Origin of the sequence: Saccharothrix longispora (assembly GCF_031455225.1) — a bacterium.
GTDB lineage: Bacteria > Actinomycetota > Actinomycetes > Mycobacteriales > Pseudonocardiaceae > Actinosynnema > Actinosynnema longispora.
This window is the reverse complement of sequence record NZ_JAVDSG010000001.1, coordinates 7140206-7157405: the sequence shown is the minus strand read 5'-3', so window position 1 is coordinate 7157405 and position 17200 is coordinate 7140206. Positions and strand designations below refer to the sequence as shown.

The window sequence follows — 17200 nt, the reverse complement described above, 5'->3', positions numbered from 1 at the left end:
GGGAGTGCGTTGCGCTATGCGCAACGACTATTTCAAGGGAAGCAACGGGGATGCTAATGTCCGGATCGGCAAGCGGTCTAGACCAAATTCGCCCAGGTCCGGACGGCGTCGGCGGACAGCGGGGCGTCCCACCCGCCTGGGCGCACGGCCCCGCCCACGTGGAACGCGGTGACGCCGACGGCCTTGAGCGGGGCGACCTGCTCGGCCTTCAGCCCGCCGCCGACGAGCAGCCGGGCGTCGCGCTGCCGGGCGGCGAGCCGCTCCAGCACGGGCAGGCCGTCCGCCACGCCGCGCGGGCTGCCGGCGGCGAGGACCGTGTCGCAGCCGAGCCCGGTGACGACGCCCCACGCCGCCTCGGGGTCGGCTGAGTGGTCGAGCGCCCGGTGGAACGTCCAGGCGCAGCCCTCGACCTCGGCCAGCACGGCCCGCACGGCGTCCGCGTCGACCCGCCCGTCGCCGTCCAGGAACCCCAGCACGAACTCCGACGCGCCCGCCTCGCGCAGCGCCGCCGCGTCCCGCCGCAACCGGTCGGGGTCGCCGGGCGCGAACCCGGCGGCGTCGCGCAGCATGACCCGCACCGGCAGGTCGGTCGCCGCGGCGACCTCGCGGTAGACGCGGACCGGCGGCGTGAGGCCGTCCGAGGCCATGTCGACGGTCAGTTCCAGACGGTCCGCGCCGCCGGCCTGCGCGGCCTCGGCGTCGGCCGCGTGCAGTGCGATGACTTCCAGCATGGTCTGGACCATAACGAGCCACCGTCCGCGCCGGCGCCGCCCCGCCGACGTCCCGTCACCCGATCGGTCGGTCTGTGAACTGTTAATCGCGGCCGTCGTATCCCGCGTAGATCTACTCACTCCTTATCTGGTGACCGGCCTCGACCCCGACTGAGGAGAACCGCGCGTGAACGCCAACCCGCCTGGCGTCGACGAGCTCGACCCCGTCGACGAGCTCGACCCAGACCTGTCCGCGACCACCGACGGGACGGGGTCGCCCAAGGACCCCGAACTGCCGGAGCCGCCGCCGACCTCACCCGACGGCCACCACCAGACCCACTGAAGACGCTGGGGGAAGAGCGGCGGTCGGTCGGCTTCGAGGGGTGTCGACCGGACGCCGCCCGCGGTGGAAGAGGGAAACGGCGGTCCGCGGTGCGAGGGGGGCATCGCGGACCGCCCGCGGCGGGCGCACCGCCCGCGTGTGTGACGATCAGCTCCGGCTGGGGATGCCGACGAGGAGGTGACGACGTGGGAGAACTGCGCACGGCCGGTGAGCGCCCACCGTGGGAGGGGCTCGACGGCACGGACCGCCACGCGGCCTGCGTCGTGGCCGCCCGCGACGGCGACCGCCGGGCGCTGGACGCGCTCGTCGCGGACCTGACCCCGCTCGTGTGGCACGTCGCGCGGGGGCACGGGCTGGACCGCAGCACCGCGGAGGACGTGGTGCAGACGGTGTGGCTCGCGCTGCTGCGCCACCTCGACCGGCTGGTCGAACCGCGCGCGCTGGCCGGCTGGCTGGTCGTCGCGACGCGCCGCGAGTCGCAGCGGACCTGGACGCCCGCCCGTCGCGAAGCCGCGCTGAGCGACGAGCTGGCGGAGCAGTTGGAGAGCGAGTACGGTCTCCCCGAGGACGCCGCCCTGGTCGACGACCGGGACCACCGGTTGTGGCGGGCGTTCGGGAAGCTGTCGCAGAAGTGCCAGGAACTCCTGCGACTCACCGTGCTGGCCGGGCGGGCGGAGTACCGCGCGGTCGCCGAAGCACTGTCCATGCCACGCGGCAGCATCGGCCCGACCAGGGGCCGGTGCCTGACGACGCTGCGCACACATCTCGACGCGGAAGGAGGATCGCGGTGAACGACATCGACCCGCGCGATGACCGCAGAGGCCAAGAGGACACCGCTGTCCTCACGGAGCTGAACCGCCTGGTGTACGAGTTGGACGCGCCCCCGCCGGGGCTCGTCGAACGCATCCGGTTCGCGGTCGCCCTGGAGAACCTGGACGTCGAGGTCGCGCGCTGGGAACGAGCAGGCTCGTTGGCCGGCGTGCGGGGCGGCAACCCCGGCACGATCACGTTCACGGTCGACAACCTCACCCTGATGGTGAACTTCACCTCGACCGGCGCGCGCCACCGCATCGACGGCTGGCTCGTGCCCGCTGGTGAGCACACCGTCGAGGTGCGGGTGGCCGAGCACGAGTCCAGCACGACCAAGGCCGACGACGGCGGGCGGTTCGTGCTCTCGGACGTGCCGGCGGGCACCACGCAGATCGTGGTGCACCTGGTGAACTCCCGGGGCGAACCCGGGCGCACGGTCGTGACCCCGACGATCATGTTGTAGGCGGGGCCGGGGGGCCATGTCGTCACGGTGGGTCGACCGGTCGCACACTCACGGAGAGTGACCCGTTCGGCTCAGTCAATCCCTCCACTGGACGGCTTCTCGGACACGTTCCGTGTGTTGGCATTAGGACGTGCCCTTGCCCCGCGCCGTCGTACCTGCCTCCAGTGCTGCCACCGACGGCCTCGCTGTCGCCGTCGAGCTGCGGAGACAGGCGTACCGGGCGGCGTCGAGAGGACGTCCCGCGGACGCGGTGAGGCTGCTGCGCCGCGCGCTGGGCGTGCTGCCCGCGTCACCGGCGGGCACCGAGGTGACCACGGTCCGCATCCGGGTGCTGATCACCCTGTCCTACGGCGAGGCGGAGACCGGGTCGGTCGAGGACGGCCTCGCGCACCTCGCCACGGCCAACGCCCTGATCACCGCGCTGCCCGACGGGCCGGACGCGGTGTCCCTGCGCGCCATCGCCAAGGACCAGCAGGCGCTCATCCTGCACCGCGCCGGCCGCACCGCCGAGGCCATCGCGCTGCACGACGAGTCGGTGCGCCTGCTGGAGGACGGGCTGGCGGCCGGCGCGGTCGACACGACGACGCTGTCGACGGCCCTGATGAACCGCGGCCTGACGAACATCGCGTTCGGGCTGCCCGAGGCCGCCGAGCGCGACATCCGGCGGACCGTCGAGCTGGCCGAGGCCGAGGACCTGCCGCTGATGCGGGCCAAGGCGTACGGCAACCTCGGCGACATCGCGCAGATGACCGGTGACGCGCCCCGGTCGCTGCGGCACCACGAGCAGGCCGAGCGGACGTTCCGCGTGCTCGCGCCGGACCTGGTGGCGCGGACCCGCATCGACCGGGCGCGCGTGATGCTCGCGGCCGGTCTGGCCGACGAGGCCGCCAAGCACCTGGACGAGGCCCTGGTCGTGCTGCGCCGACGGCGGGTGGGGCAGGACCTGGCGGAGGCCGAGCTGGCCCGCGCGGCGGCGGCCCTGCTCCAGGGCGACCCGTCGACCGCGCTGGAGCTGGCGGGTCAGGCGCGGCGCCGCTTCCGCCGGCGCGGCAGCACGTCGTGGGCGGAGCTGGCGGCGTTGATGAGGATGAGGGCCGAGTTCGCCGCCGCCCACCCGCCCACCGCGTCGCCCCCGGACTCCGCCCACTCCCCCGGCTCTCCCGGCGGTACGTCCGAGGTGGTGCTCCCGCAGGTGGAGGGCTTCTTCCTCACGTCCCCCCGACGCCCGGCCGCCGTCCCGCCGCGACCGGGCCGGACCGCGGCCGCGCGCACCCCGATCGCGGTCACCGTCACGGTCCCCCGGGGTGCCCCGGCCCGGCCCGGCCGCCGGGCGACCCCGGCCCGGGCCGCGAAGCTCGCCGAACGCCTCACGACCGTGGGCCTGACCGACGAGGCGGCCGTGGCGACGCTGCTCGCGGTCCGCATGGCGATCCGCCGCGGCGACCTGCCCGGCGCCCGCGCGCTGCTGGACCGCGTCCCCGCGCCGACCCCGATCACCCCGGTGGACCACCGGATGCTGCGCCGCCTGTGCCGGGCCGAGCTGGCCGTGGCGACCGGTTCGCCCGCCGCGGCCCTGCGCGAAGCCGAGGAGGGCCTGGCCGAGTTGGGCCGCGTCCGCGACCGGATGGGCGGCCTCGACCTGCTGTGCGGCACCGCCGTGCACGGCCGCGAGCTGGGCGAACTGGCCGTCGGTCTCGTCCTGGACCACGACGGGGAGCACGGCGGGGACGCCGGCCTGGCGTTCGACTGGCTGGAGCGCACCCGTGCCCAGGTGTACCGCTACGAGCCGCTGCCGGCGATCGACGACCCGGTCCTGGCGCGGCGCGTGGCCGAATCGCGCTCGCTGTCCCGCGCCGTGCAGCAGGCCCGCCTCGACGGTCGTCCCGTCGACGAGCTGGAGGCCCGCCTGGACGCCCTCCAGAACGAGGTCGCCCGCCTGGGCTGGCACACCAGCGTGTGGGGCAGGCCGAGGCCCGTCTGCCGGGTCGGCGACGTGCTGCCGCACCTGGGCGACCGGACCGTGATCAGCTTCGTGGCCCGCGGCGACGTGCTGTCCGCGGTGGTCCTGTCGACGGCCGGCGCCACCCTGGTCCGGCTGGGCCGGGCCGGCGAGGTCTTCGAGCTGACCAGGCAGCTGCACGCCGACCTGGACGTGCTGGCCCCCGACCACCTCGCCCCGGCGCTGGCCGACGCGATCACCGAGTCCGCGACGCTCCGCGCCGCACGCCTCGACGACCTGCTCGTGGCACCGCTGGCGGCCCACCTCGGACCACGCGAACTGGTGGTCGTCCCCACCGGCGAGCTGTACGCGGTGCCGTGGAACGCCCTGCCGTCCCTGCACCGCCGGCCGGTGGTCGTCGCCCCGTCCGCGACGGCGTGGCTGAACGCCCGGTCCGCCCGGCCGCGTGCCACCCGGGTGGTCCTGGTGGGCGGCCCGGACCTGCCGGAGGCGGTGGGCGAGGTCGGCGGCCTGCGTGCCGCCTACCCGGACGCGGTGCTGGCGGAGTCGGTGCCCGACGTGCTGGAAGCCCTGGACGGGGCGCGCCTGGCGCACATCGCCGCGCACGGCGAGCACGTGGCCGACAACGCCCTGTTCTCCCGCTTGGAGCTGGCCGACGGTCCCCTGTTCGCGCACGAGACGGCCCGCCTGCGCCAGGCGCCCGAGCAGGTCGTGCTGGCCGCCTGCTCCCTGGCCCTGAGCCGGATCCGGCCGGGTGACGAGGCCCTGGGCTTCGCCGGGGCGCTCCTGGCGAGCGGTTCGCGCACCGTGGTCGCGGCGGTCAGCAAGGTGGGCGACAAGGCCGCGGCCCTGACCATGGAGACGTTCCACCGCTTGCTGGCCGAGGGCGCACCGATGTCGCACGCCCTGGCCGAAGCGACCGCGGAAGCCCCGCTGCGCCGTCCGTTCGTGTGCTTCGGCGCCTGACCGGCCCGGTGCCCCGCTCGGTTCCGGCGCCCCGATCAGCTCAGGTGTTCCGCTCCCACCCGACGACGCTGAACGGCTCGTCGGCCGACAACCCGATCGCGGTGTAGCCGAGCAGGTCGTCGGGCAGGTCGGAGAGCGCGAACCAGCCGATCCCCGAACACCTGTCGGGCTCCCGGACGACCGGTTCGCCCTCCCACTCGCCGGCCTCCAGGAAGATCCCGACCCGTCCCTCGACGCCGGGGGCGACGGCATGCGTGACGTGGAATATCTTCACGTCCCAGATCCGCACCCCGACCTCCTCGACGACCTCCCGCACCGCGGCGGCCGGCGCCGACTCTCCGGCCTCGACCTTCCCCGCCGGCAGGTGCCACTTCCCGTCGAACCGGGCGTCCGGGTCGCGCCGCCGGATCAGCAGCACGCGCCCGTCGGCGCGCACGAGCTTCACGTGCACGTCCACCAGGTGCCGGTGCACCACCGGGTTCAGCACGCCCACCGGATCGGGCACGCCCACCGGATCGGGCAGTTCGACCGGACTCGGCAGGTCCGTCACAACCCACCGACCAGCGCGCCCGCGCCCACCACCGGCACGGTGTGCGTGGCGAACCCGTCCCCCGCCGCGACGTGCAGCAGGAACGCGGGCGGTTCGGTCAGGTACCCGGTCTGCCGGTCGGCGCGCAACGTCAACGACGTCTGCCGGTACGTGCTGGGCGCCACCGACACGACGGTCCCCGCGAACGGCACGCTGATCGCCCGGTGCACGTGCCCGGCCAACACCCGGGCCACGTTCCGGTGCCGCCCGAGCACCTCGCCCAACGCCGGCCCGTCCGACAACCGCATCCCGTCGAGCAGCGGGATTCCCACCGCGACCGGCGGGTGGTGGAGGCAGACGAAGGCGGGCACCCCGGGCCGCCGGCCGAGCACCTCGTCCAGCCAGGCGAGTTGCCCCTCCCCCAGGCGCCCCGCGGGCCCCTCGGTCGACCACGAGTCCAGGACCACGACCGTGAACCCCGCGTGGTCGACCGCGTAGTGCGTGCTCGACCCGCCGCCCAGGAAGGGGGTCCCGCCGAACACCTCGCGCAGCTCACCGGGGTCGTCGTGGTTGCCGGTGGTCAGGTGGAGCGGCAGGGGGAACGCGCCGATCACCTCGCGCAACTGCACGTACGCCGCGCGGTGGCCGACGTGGCACAGGTCGCCGGTGATCACCACGCAGTCCGGCTGCGGGTCGAGCGCCAGCACGCGCCCGAGCGCCAGGTCCAGGTTCGCGGCGGGCTCGGCGGCCAGGGCGTCGGTGCGCAGGTGCGGGTCGCTCAGGTGGGCGATCAGCACGGGCGATCTCCTGTCCTCGGGTCACGGCGGTGGGCCCGCGCCCGTCGAGCCCCCGCCCGTCGAGGAGGCCGGCGACGGCTCCGGTGACAGGTCGCGGCGGCAGGGCCGGGGTGGCAGCAGGGCCGGGGGTGGCAGGTCTGTGGTGGCAGGCCGGGTGGTTCGGGGCGTCGACATGTCCAACCGATGGCGATAACGATGTTTCCGTACATGTCCGGCCCCATGATCACTCCATCGTGTCAGCGCCGCCGAACGCCGAAGGGCCCGGTTCGCGTGATGCGAACCGGGCCCTTCGAGAGCGGAACTCAACCGATCGGCGAACCGATCAGAAGTCCATGCCGCCGGCGTCGGGCATGGCCGGCGCGGAGCCCGCCTTCTCCGGCTTGTCGGCGACGACCGCCTCGGTGGTGAGGAACAGGGCGGCGATCGACGCGGCGTTCTGCAGCGCCGAGCGGGTCACCTTGGTCGGGTCCGGGACACCGGCCGCGAGCAGGTCCTCGTACACGCCGGTGGCGGCGTTGAGGCCGTGGCCCACGGGGAGGCCCTTCACCTTCTCCACCACGACGCCGCCTTCGAGGCCGGCGTTGATGGCGATCTGCTTGAGCGGCGCCTCGACGGCGACCTTGACGATGTTGGCACCGGTGGCCTCGTCGCCTTCGAGCTTCAGGCCCGCGAACGCGATCTCGGCGGCCTGGAGCAGGGCCACGCCACCACCGGCGACGATGCCCTCCTCGACGGCGGCCTTGGCGTTGCGCACCGCGTCCTCGATGCGGTGCTTGCGCTCCTTCAGCTCCACCTCGGTGGCGGCGCCGGCCTTGATGACCGCGACACCGCCGGCGAGCTTCGCCAGGCGCTCCTGGAGCTTCTCGCGGTCGTAGTCGGAGTCCGACTTGTCGATCTCGGCGCGGATCTGGTTGACGCGGCCCTGGATCTGCTCGGCGTCACCCGCACCCTCGACGACGGTGGTCTCGTCCTTGGTGACGACGACCTTGCGGGCCTTGCCCAGCAGCGACAGGTCGGCGTTCTCCAGCTTGAGGCCGACGTCCTCGGTGATGACCTGGCCACCGGTGAGGATGGCGATGTCCTGGAGGATCGCCTTGCGGCGGTCGCCGAAGCCCGGGGCCTTGACGGCGACGGACTTGAAGGTGCCGCGGATCTTGTTGACGACCAGCGTGGCCAGGGCCTCGCCCTCGACGTCCTCGGAGATGATCAGCAGCGGCTTGCCGCCCTGCATGACCTTCTCCAGCAGCGGGAGCAGGTCCTTGACCGTGGAGATCTTGGAGCCGTAGAGCAGGATGTACGGGTCCTCGAGGACCGCTTCCTGCCGCTCCGGGTCGGTCACGAAGTAACCGGAGATGTAGCCCTTGTCGAAGCGCATGCCCTCGGTGAGCTCCAGCTCAAGACCGAGAGCGTTGCTCTCCTCGACGGTGATGACGCCTTCCTTGCCGACCTTGTCCATCGCCTCGGCGATGAGCTCGCCGATGGTGGTGTCGCCCGCGGAGATGGACGCCGTTGCGGCGATCTGCTCCTTGGTCTCGACCTCCTTGGCGGTCTTGTGCAGCTGCTCGATCACGGCCTCGACGGCCTGCTCGATGCCGCGCTTGAGGCCGAGCGGGTTGGCGCCGGCGGCCACGTTGCGCAGGCCCTCGCGGACCAGGGCCTGGGCGAGCACGGTGGCGGTGGTGGTGCCGTCACCGGCGACGTCGTCCGTCTTCTTCGCCACTTCCTTGACGAGCTCGGCCCCGATCTTCTCCCAGGGGTCCTCGAGCTCGATCTCCTTGGCGATGGAGACGCCGTCGTTGGTGATGGTCGGCGCGCCCCACTTCTTCTCGAGCACGACGTTGCGGCCCTTGGGGCCGAGCGTCACCTTGACGGCGTCGGCGAGCTGGTTCATGCCACGCTCAAGGCCGCGGCGGGCATCCTCGTCGAACGCGATCATCTTGGCCATTGCGGTGTGTTCCTCCGCCTGATTACGAATGGGGCCACTGGGGGCGCGAGCCCACAGCGGAACACGGTGCTTCGGCCAGGCTCGGTGCCCGCGACGGACGACCCGCCCCCGGAGGAGCCGGCCTCACCGTCCCAGCCTGCGTGTTGGCACTCAGGTGTTCCGAGTGCCAGTACCGTGTTTAGCACTCGACGCAGGAGAGTGCAAGAAGTCCAGGTCAGCGGGAGGTGCGCACGGGCACGCTGGTGGGCAGCGGCTTGGTGCCGGAAGTGCCTCCGACGTCGATGGACTGGGTGGTGCCGGTCTGGTCGACGGGTCGCGGCGGTTCATCCTTCGGGGTGAGGATGAACACGAGGACGACGATGGCCGCGATCGCGACGGCGCCCACGACGACGGGCGCGAACCAGGCGGGCCGGGTCTTGCCGGTGCTGGTGAACGCGGACGCGCCGACCTGCGCGGGCGGGCGCAGGCGGACCGGTTCCTGGAGGAAGCCGGGGGGCTGCTGCTGGTACGGCGGCCCGTAGGGCTGCTGGCCGGGCTGGCCCTGCTGGGCCGGCTGCTGCCGGCCGGGCACGCCACCACCCTGCACGCCACCGGCCTGCACGCCACCGGCCTGGCCCTGGGCTCCGAGCGCGGGCATGGACCCGGAGTCGGTGCGGCGGGGCGGCGGGGCGCCCTGGGGCGCGGCGGACAGCGCGACGCGGGCGGCGTTGACCAGCTCCGCGCACGAGCCGTAGCGCTGCGACGGGTCCTTGGAGGTGCCCTTGCGCAGCACGTCGTCGATGGCGGGCGGCAGCGACACGAGCGCGGTCAGCGACGGCGTCTCGGACGCGAGGTGGCCCTGGATGACCTCCTGCACGCCGCCCTGGTACGGCGGCCGGCCGGACAGGCAGGCGAACAGCATGCACGCGAGCGCGTACTGGTCGGTGCGGCCGTCGAGGGGTTCGCCGCGCAGGTGCTCGGGCGCGGCGTAGGTGGGCGAGCCGAGGAAGTCGCCGGTGCGGGTGCGGTGGCCGGTGGCGCCGCGCCGGGTGAGGCCGAAGTCGGCCAGGTACACGTGCTCGCGCACCGCCTCCTTGGCCGTGACCAGCACGTTCGCCGGTTTCACGTCGAGGTGGACGAGGCCCTTGCCGTGCAGCATGTCGAGCGCTTCGGCGACCTGGCCGAGCAGTGTGAGGGTGCGCGCGGGCGAGAGGGGGCCGTCCTTGATGAGCGCGGCGAGGTCCTGGCCGTCGACCAGGCGCATCGCGATGTAGAGCAGGCCGTCGACCTCGTCGAAGTCGTACAGCGGCACGATGTTGGCGTGGTCGATCGCCGAGGTGTTGCGCGCCTCGTCCACGAACCGCTCGCGGAACTCGGCGTCGGCGGTGAGGTGTTCGCCGATGACCTTCAGCGCGACCTTGCGGCCGAGCCTGACGTCCGTGGCCCGGTAGGTGACGCTCATCCCCCCGCGCCCGAGCACGCCGTCGATCCGGTAGTGCCCCAGCCGCCGCCCGCTCAGGTCCTCCGACACGCGAGGCAGCCTAACGTCCGGACGGTGCGACGTGCGAAGGGTTCCCGGCAAACCGGTGCCGGAGGCCCGTCGGGAAAGCCGGCGGGGAGGCCCGGTGAGGTGGTTCGGTGAGCGGCCCGACCCGCCGCGTGGCGGGCCGGGCGGGGATCACGACGCCTTCCGGACGTCCGACGCCTGGCTCCGGCCGTCACGGCCGGCCTGGATCTCGAACTCCACGCGGTCGCCCTCGGCCAGCGTGCGGAAGCCCTCCATCTGGATCGCCGAGTAGTGGACGAAGACGTCCGGCCCACCGTCGGCGGCGATGAAGCCGTACCCCTTCTCCGAGTTGAACCACTTGACCGTGCCGACAGCCAAGACGTCCTCCTTCGAGAAATACCTGAGCAAACCGCCACGCTAGAGGCACGAAGGGGTTCGCCGATACCTCCTTATGGAGTCATGAGCGCGCGCTGAATCCGTTGTCGCGCAACCAAGTGACGAGTGAGCGCGGACTGCGCGTCCGGGTGAGCACGAGACCCGGTCCGGCGAAGTCCAGGGCGAGGCCGGCGCCGTTGCGGACGGATTGCGGCGCGTCCGGGGAAACGGCGCGCAACCTGCACTGGAGGGTGTCCGCGAAGGCGACGACGTGCCCGGCGGCGAGGGTGACGAGCTCGCCCGCGTCGAGGGTGACCACGTCGAGCGTGCCGTAGCAGGAGAGCACGACGGGGCCGCTGCCGAACGCGTAGGCGAGGAAGCCGTGGTCGCCGCCGTGCAGGGCGCGCACGGGGGGCGCGGCCGGGTCGAGGCGGGCCGTGGCGGAGGCGGCGAGCCAGCTGTCGCGGGCGACGCACCAGCCGGTGGCGCCGTCGAGTTCGAGGACGTGCAGGTCGCCCGGCAGCGGCGGGGCGACGTCGACCCAGCCGCCCTCGGGACCCGCGGTGCACAGGGCGGCGGTGACGCCGGGTGCCTTGACCCTGGTGTCGACGCCGATGCCGTAGCTGGTGGCGAGCACGGATGACCGCTCGACGAACACCGGTTCAGCCGGCGCGAGCACGAGTCTGGCCACCCCGAAGGTGGGGGTGTGGCGCGTCCGGACCTGCAACGTTCCCCCTGTCGTGATCAGCCGGTCGGAGCAGTCTGCCACGCGGGGGGCAGGATGGGGGGCGTGACGAACGCGCTGACCCGAGTCGCTGATCACAAGTCCCGCGTCGCCGGCCTCGTGGGCGTGATGCCGGTGGTCGACCTGCCGGTGTCCGACTGCCTGGGCCTGGTGCTGGCCCGGGACGTGGTGGCGCCGATCCCGCTGCCGCCGTTCGACAACTCCGCGATGGACGGGTACGCGGTGCGCGCGGCGGACGTGGCGTCGCCGCCGGTGGTGCTGCCGGTGGAGCGGGACCTCCCGGCGGGGGCGGCCGGGGACGCGCCGCTGGCGCCGGGCACGGCGCACCGGATCATGACGGGCGCGCCGCTGCCGCCGGGCGCGGACGCCGTGGTGCAGGTGGAGTGGACCGACGGCGGCACGTCGTCGGTGCGGGTGGACCGGGCCGTGGCGGTGGAGCAGAACGTGCGGCGCGCGGCCGACGACGTGGCGGTGGGCGCGACCGTGCTGGTGGCGGGCACCGCGCTGGGGCCGGCGCAGCTGGGGCTGGTGGCGGCGCTGGGGTTCGGGTCGCTGCCGGTGCGCAGGCGGCCCCGGGTGCTGGTGCTGTCGACCGGGTCGGAGCTGGTGGGGCCGGGCGGGACGCTGGAGCGCGGGCAGATCTTCGAGTCGAACGGCGTGATGCTGGCGGCGGCGGTGCGGGAGGCGGGCGGCGAGGCGGAGCTGCTGCGGTTCGTGCCGGACGACGTGGAGCGGTTCCACGCGGCGCTGGAGCCGCGGCTCGGGTCGGTGGACCTGCTGCTGACCTCGGGCGGGGTGAGCGCGGGCGCGTACGAGGTGGTGAAGGACGCGTTCACCGGGCGCGGGGTGGAGTTCACGAAGGTCGCGATGCAGCCGGGCGGGCCGCAGGGCGCGGGCCGGTACCGGGGTGTGGCGGTGGCGACGCTGCCGGGGAACCCGGTGAGCGCGCAGGTGTCGTTCGAGGTGTTCGTGCGGCCGGCGCTGCGGGCGGCGATGGGGTTCGCGGAGGTGGAGCGGCCGTCGGCGACGGCCCGGTTGAGCGCGCCGGTGACGTCACCGGCGGGGCGCACCCAGTTCCGGCGGGGCCTGTTCGACCCGGCGTCGGGGCGGGTGGTGACGCCGGTGGGCGGGCCGGGGTCGCACCTGCTGTCGGCGCTGGCGGTGAGCAACTGCCTGATCGAGGTGCCCGAGGACGTGACGTCCCTGGCCCAGGACGACGAGGTCGTCGTCCGACTCCTGCACGCTCTGTAGTTTCGTGGTCACGTTCAGGCGTTGATCATGTGATGTGATCGGGCTTACACTCCGGTCGCGCCCGTCCTGCCCGCGCGTGCGTTCGTCGGGGGACGCACGGGCGGGCACGACGGGGACCGGCGAAGCCGCGTAGCGTGTGGCGGGCCGGAAGCACAGCCCTATTACGGAAGAGCCATGACCTCCGATCGCGACCAGAACAGTGGTGCCGTCTCCCACTTCGTCCAGCTGGCCAGGGGGATCGTCCCCCCGATGCACCCCGCCGGCCGCCCCTTCGTGGCCGGTGCCGCCGTCGCGACGCTGCTGCTGCGCCGGTTCTCCAAGCGCTTCGGCGTGGCCGGCGCGCTGCTGACGGCGTGGGTCGCGTGGTTCTTCCGCGAGCCCGCGCGCACCACGCCCACCCGGCCCGGCCTGGCGGTCGCGCCCGCCGACGGCACCGTGTCCCACGTCGTCGAAGCCGCGCCGCCCGCCGAGCTGGGCCTGGGCAGCGCGCCGATGACGCGCATCAGCGTGTTCCTGTCCGTGTTCGACGTGCACGTGCAGCGCGTGCCCGTGCCCGGCCTGGTGCGGCAGGTGTCGTACCGGCCCGGCAAGTTCCTGTCCGCCGACCTGGACAAGGCCAGCGAGGACAACGAGCGCAACACCGTGTGGCTCACCTCCGAGGGCGGTCACGACGTGGTCGTCGTGCAGATCGCCGGGCTCGTGGCGCGTCGCATCGTGTGCCAGGTCGCCGAGGGCGACAAGGTGGCCGTCGGGCAGACCTACGGCCTGATCCGGTTCGGCTCCCGGGTCGACCTCTACGTGCCGCTCGGCAGCCGCGTGCTCGTCGAGGCCGGTCAGCGCACCATCGGCGGCGAGACCGTGCTCGCCGAACTCCCCTCGGAGGGCTGAGCGGATGGCTCCCAGCGGGCCGGGCATCAGGCTGCTGCCGAACGCCATCACCGTGCTGGCGATGAGCGCCGGCCTGTCGTCCGTGCACTTCGCCCTGAGCGGCATGTGGGGCGCGGCCATCGGCGCCATCGCGGCGGCGGCGCTGTTCGACGGGCTCGACGGCCGGCTGGCCCGGCTGCTCGACGCCACCAGCAAGATGGGCGCCGAACTGGACTCGCTGGCCGACGCCATCTCGTTCGGCGTCGCGCCCGCCCTGGTGATCTACGTGTGGCAGTTCGAGGGCAGCCGCCAGGGCTGGGTCATCGCGCTGGTGTTCGCGGTGTGCATGGTGCTGCGGCTGGCGCGGTTCAACACCCTGCTGGAGGTCGAGCAGCCGCCGTACGCGAAGGAGTTCTTCGTCGGCGTGCCCGCGCCCGCCGGCGGGCTGCTGCTGCTGCTGCCGCTGATCGTGGACGAGCAGATCGGCCGGCCGGGGTGGTGGTCCAGCGGGCCGGTGGTCGCGGTGTGGACCGTCGCCGTCGCGCTGCTGCTGGTCAGCCGCATCCCGACGCTGTCGGTGAAGACCATCAAGGTCCCGCCGCGCTACGTCGCCCCGCTGCTGGTGCTGGTGGGCCTGCTGGCGGCGGCGGTCATCACGTTCCCACTGGTGGCGCTGATCGCGGCGATGCTCGTGTACCTGGGGCACCTGCCGTACTCGGTGCGCCGGTACCGGTGGTTGGCCAAGCACCCGGAGGCGTGGTCGGTGCCCGCCGCGGACCGGCGTGCCATCAAGCGCGCGCACGGCGTGGCGGCGCGTCGGCTGGGGTTGCGGCAACCGCTCGGCGGCCGGGTGGCCGGCGCGGCGCGGCGCGCGGTGCGCAGGCCGCGTCGGGTCGACCCCACGCAGGTGGCGGCCGAGACCAACGGGGCCGGCCACACCGGGAAGAGGCGTGGCTGGCGGCACATGGGACTGCGCCGGCAGGACCGGCCGTGACTTCGCGGTCCGCATTTCGGGAACGCCGTAGGTGATCGCGGTCCGGACCGGGATTCGGGTTCGGGTTCGGGTTGGTGTTTCGGTCTCGGTTCCGGGGCTCGGGGGATTCCCCCGGGCCCCGGTTCCTTTTCGCCCGGTGCTCCTCGTGCGGGTTCGGAAGTGTCCACAGGTCGGGGTCGGCAGGTTGTCGGATGCCGGGGTGGTCGGGCAATGTGGCCGGGCAATGCGTCGGGCAATGCGGCCGGGCAATGCGGAGCACGACCTGCGCTTTCCTGACCTTGGGCGACACGATGGGGTGATCATCGGGGAAAACATGTACGTAAACGGGGGTCTCGGGACTCGGTTGGACACGAAGGAGCCGCCGACCAGCCACACCCCTGCCGACCCGCCACCCGCACCCCTCCCGACTCCTCTCCGACGCCACACCCGACGACGACACCGGACCCGACGTCGACACCGCACCCGACGCCGTACCCCGGACCGCTCCCGAGGAGCGCTCGGCGGCGTGACCGCGGGGCTGCGAGCGGGCGCGGGGCGGAACGAACCGTCGCCGACCGCGAACCCGCACTACGCTCCAGACGTGATCACCCTGACGGCCCGCCTGTCCCCGTCGGCCCTGGACACCCGCCGCGGCGTGGTGCGCCTGCACCCCGAGGTGCTCGACGCGCTGGGTCTGCGCGCGTGGGACGCCGTGCGCCTCACCGGCGCCCGGGTCAGCGCCGCCCTCGCCGCCGCCGGTGACGGTCCGCCCGGCGTGGCGCTGGTGGACGACGTGACCCTGTCGAACCTCGGGCTCGCCGAGGGCTCGGAGGTCGTCGTGGCCCCGGTCGAGGTCGCCGCCGCCCGTGCGGTCACGGTGGCCGGTTCGCGGCTGGCCAGCACGTCGCTCACGCCCGAGACGCTGCGCATGGCGCTGACCGGGAAGGTGCTGACGGTCGGCGACGCGGTGTCGCTGCTGCCCCAGGACCTCGCGCCGCCGCCCGGCGCCGACGTGAGCGCCACGCGGCGGAAGCTGTCCAACGCGATCGGCATGACCTGGACCAACGAACTGCTCACGATCACCGCCACCGAGCCGGCCGGCGGGCCGGTGGCGGTCCAGCCTTCGACCGTCGTCGGGTGGCGGGACGGGGCTCGGACGGGCGATGTCCTGCCGGTCACGAGCGGACCCGCGGGGGTTGTCGCCGGGGTCGGGGGCTCGTGGCCCGCCGGCCGGGGTGCGGGTGCCGGGGCGGCGCCCGGAGGCGCCGGGGCGGGACCGGGGGGAACGTCGGCGGGTGGTGGCGCGGCGGCTTCCGGGGGTGGGGCCGGGGTTGAGGGCCTCGGCGCGGATTCCGGGGTCGTGGTGGGCGCCGCGTCGGCGGTGCCGGCTGTGCCCGTCGCGGACCTGGTGGGGCAGCGGGACGCGGCCAAGCGGTTGGCCGAGTGGCTCGACCTGAGCTTCACCCACCCCGAGCTGTTGGCGAAGCTGGGCACCACCTCGCGGCTCGCGGCGCTGGTCAGCGGGCCCGAGGGGGTCGGCAAGGCGACGTTGGTGCGCGCGGTCGCGGCGGCGGCCGGGGCTGCTGTCGTGGAGGTCGCCGCGCCCAGCATCGCGGTCCTGGAGGCGAACGCCACGGCGCAGCGGGTGGCCGACGCGATCGCCGCCGCGCGGGCGCCGGCGGTGTTGCTGGTGACGGACGTCGAGGTGCTGCTGCCCGCGTCCTCCCCGCCGCCGGTGGCCACGGTGGTGCTGGACGCGCTGCGGGGGCGTCCGGACGGGGTGGCGCTGGTCGTGACGACCGCGCACCCGGAGGCCGTCGACCCGCGGTTGCGGGTGCCGGAGTTGGTGGACCGGGAGCTGGTGCTGCCGCTGCCGGACGGGGAGGCGCGGACGGACCTGCTGCGGGTGCTGCTGCGGGACGTGCCGGTGGAGTCCGATGTGGACCTGGGTGCGGTGGCGGATCGGACGCCCGGGTTCGTGGTCGCGGACCTGCTGGCGCTGCGGCGCGAGGCGGCCGTCCGGGCGGCGTTGCGGCAGCGCGAGGCGGCCGAGCCGCGGGTCGGGCAGGTGGACCTGCTGGGTGCGCTGGACACGGTGCGCCCGATCTCGATGTCCACTTCGGACACGTTGCGGACGGGTGGGCTGACGTTGGCGGACGTCGGCGACATGGTCGAGGTGAAGCAGGCGCTGACCGAGGCGGCGTTGTGGCCGTTGCAGTACCCGGACTCGTTCGCGCGGCTGGGTGTGGCGCCGCCGCGCGGGTTGCTGCTGTACGGGCCTCCGGGGTGCGGGAAGACGTTCCTGGTGCGCGCGCTGGCCGGGACGGGGCGGTTGAACGTGCTGTCGGTCAAGGGCGCGGAGCTGATGGACAAGTTCGTGGGCGAGTCCGAGCGGGCGGTGCGCGAGTTGTTCCGGCGGGCGGCGGAGGCGGCGCCGGCGCTGGTGTTCCTCGACGAGGTGGACGCGCTGGCCCCGAGGCGGGGGCAGTCGTCGGACTCGGGTGTGGCGGACCGGGTGGTCGCGGCGCTGCTGACCGAGCTGGACGGGGTGGAGCCGTTGCGGGACGTGATCGTGCTGGGTGCGACGAACCGGCCGGAGCTGATCGACCCGGCGTTGCTGCGGCCGGGCCGGTTGGAGCGGCTGGTGTACGTGCCGCCGCCGGACGGCGAGGCGCGGGCGGAGATCCTGCGGGCGTCGTCGCGGAACACGCCGTTGGCGGACGACGTGGACCTGGCGGCGCTGGCGGAGGAGTTGGAGGGCTATTCGGCGGCCGACTGCGCGGCGCTGGTGCGGGAGGCCGCCTTGACGGCAATGCGCGAGTCGTTGGAGGCGGCGGAGGTGACGGCGGCTCACCTGGCCACGGCGCGTGCCGCGGTCCGGCCGTCGTTGGACCCGGCTCAGCTCGCGTCGCTGGCGGCGTACGCGGAGAGCCGCGCGAGGGCGTAGCCGTTCGCGGCGGGTGCCCCGGCCGGAGGGGTC

15 protein-coding genes are annotated in these 17200 nt (G+C 73.9%); 8 read left to right on the top strand and 7 right to left on the bottom strand.

From position 1 onward, the window contains the following. Nucleotides 1-77: 77 nt before the first annotated feature. Nucleotides 78-731 carry a copper homeostasis protein CutC gene (locus tag J2S66_RS31010; protein ID WP_310311544.1) on the bottom strand — a complete coding sequence of 218 codons (654 nt, stop codon included), beginning with the start codon at nucleotides 729-731 and terminating at the stop codon, nucleotides 78-80. 166 nt (nucleotides 732-897) lie between these two features. Between J2S66_RS31010 and J2S66_RS31005 the strand changes: the two genes are divergently transcribed. The 4 genes from J2S66_RS31005 to J2S66_RS30990 all read left to right on the top strand — a co-directional run bounded on the left by J2S66_RS31005 (nucleotide 898) and on the right by J2S66_RS30990 (nucleotide 5252). Beyond that, nucleotides 898-1053 (top strand): hypothetical protein, encoded by a 156-nt coding sequence (locus J2S66_RS31005; protein WP_310311542.1) that lies wholly within the window; start codon nucleotides 898-900, stop codon nucleotides 1051-1053. Between the two features lie 185 nt (nucleotides 1054-1238). After that, a complete protein-coding gene (locus J2S66_RS31000) occupies nucleotides 1239-1844 on the top strand; it encodes an RNA polymerase sigma factor (RefSeq protein WP_310311540.1) in 606 nt (201 codons plus the stop codon). Between the two features lie 59 nt (nucleotides 1845-1903). Further along, nucleotides 1904-2326, top strand: coding sequence for a carboxypeptidase regulatory-like domain-containing protein (locus tag J2S66_RS30995; RefSeq protein ID WP_374726223.1), 423 nt, complete (start codon nucleotides 1904-1906; stop codon nucleotides 2324-2326). Between the two features lie 130 nt (nucleotides 2327-2456). Continuing rightward, nucleotides 2457-5252, top strand: coding sequence for a CHAT domain-containing protein (locus tag J2S66_RS30990; RefSeq protein ID WP_310311536.1), 2796 nt, complete (start codon nucleotides 2457-2459; stop codon nucleotides 5250-5252). Between the two features lie 40 nt (nucleotides 5253-5292). Here J2S66_RS30990 and J2S66_RS30985 read toward each other — a convergent pair whose 3' ends face one another. From J2S66_RS30985 to J2S66_RS30960, 6 genes are all read right to left on the bottom strand, one after another. After that, nucleotides 5293-5802: an NUDIX domain-containing protein gene (locus J2S66_RS30985; RefSeq protein WP_310311534.1), complete on the bottom strand. Its 510-nt coding sequence runs from the start codon at nucleotides 5800-5802 to the stop codon at nucleotides 5293-5295. Continuing rightward, the gene (locus tag J2S66_RS30980) at nucleotides 5799-6578 is read right to left on the bottom strand and encodes a phosphodiesterase (RefSeq protein WP_310311531.1); all 780 of its coding nucleotides are present in this window, start codon (nucleotides 6576-6578) and stop codon (nucleotides 5799-5801) included. The genes J2S66_RS30985 and J2S66_RS30980 overlap by 4 nt, the downstream gene beginning before the upstream one ends. A gap of 322 nt (nucleotides 6579-6900) precedes the next feature. Beyond that, nucleotides 6901-8523 (bottom strand): chaperonin GroEL, encoded by a 1623-nt coding sequence (gene groL, locus J2S66_RS30975; RefSeq protein WP_310311529.1) that lies wholly within the window; start codon nucleotides 8521-8523, stop codon nucleotides 6901-6903. Nucleotides 8524-8737: 214 nt separating this feature from the next. Then, nucleotides 8738-10033 (bottom strand): serine/threonine-protein kinase, encoded by a 1296-nt coding sequence (locus J2S66_RS30970; RefSeq protein WP_310311527.1) that lies wholly within the window; start codon nucleotides 10031-10033, stop codon nucleotides 8738-8740. A gap of 147 nt (nucleotides 10034-10180) precedes the next feature. Beyond that, on the bottom strand, nucleotides 10181-10387 hold the full coding sequence (locus J2S66_RS30965) for a cold-shock protein (RefSeq protein ID WP_033432301.1): 207 nt from the start codon (nucleotides 10385-10387) through the stop codon (nucleotides 10181-10183). 79 nt (nucleotides 10388-10466) lie between these two features. Next, nucleotides 10467-11111, bottom strand: a complete 645-nt coding sequence (locus J2S66_RS30960) for an AIM24 family protein (RefSeq protein ID WP_310315207.1) — start codon at nucleotides 11109-11111, stop codon at nucleotides 10467-10469. A 54-nt stretch (nucleotides 11112-11165) separates the two neighbouring features. On the opposite strand from J2S66_RS30960, the gene moeA reads away from it, so the two are divergent. The 4 genes from moeA (at nucleotide 11166) to J2S66_RS30940 (ending at nucleotide 17167) form a co-directional block, all read left to right on the top strand. After that, nucleotides 11166-12380: a molybdopterin molybdotransferase MoeA gene (gene moeA / locus J2S66_RS30955; RefSeq protein WP_310311522.1), complete on the top strand. Its 1215-nt coding sequence runs from the start codon at nucleotides 11166-11168 to the stop codon at nucleotides 12378-12380. A gap of 174 nt (nucleotides 12381-12554) precedes the next feature. Then, nucleotides 12555-13268, top strand: a complete 714-nt coding sequence (locus tag J2S66_RS30950) for a phosphatidylserine decarboxylase (RefSeq protein ID WP_310311520.1) — start codon at nucleotides 12555-12557, stop codon at nucleotides 13266-13268. A 4-nt stretch (nucleotides 13269-13272) separates the two neighbouring features. Beyond that, nucleotides 13273-14241 (top strand): CDP-diacylglycerol--serine O-phosphatidyltransferase, encoded by a 969-nt coding sequence (pssA, locus tag J2S66_RS30945; protein WP_310311519.1) that lies wholly within the window; start codon nucleotides 13273-13275, stop codon nucleotides 14239-14241. 580 nt (nucleotides 14242-14821) lie between these two features. Beyond that, nucleotides 14822-17167, top strand: a complete 2346-nt coding sequence (locus tag J2S66_RS30940) for an AAA family ATPase (protein WP_310311517.1) — start codon at nucleotides 14822-14824, stop codon at nucleotides 17165-17167. Nucleotides 17168-17200 lie beyond the last annotated feature (33 nt).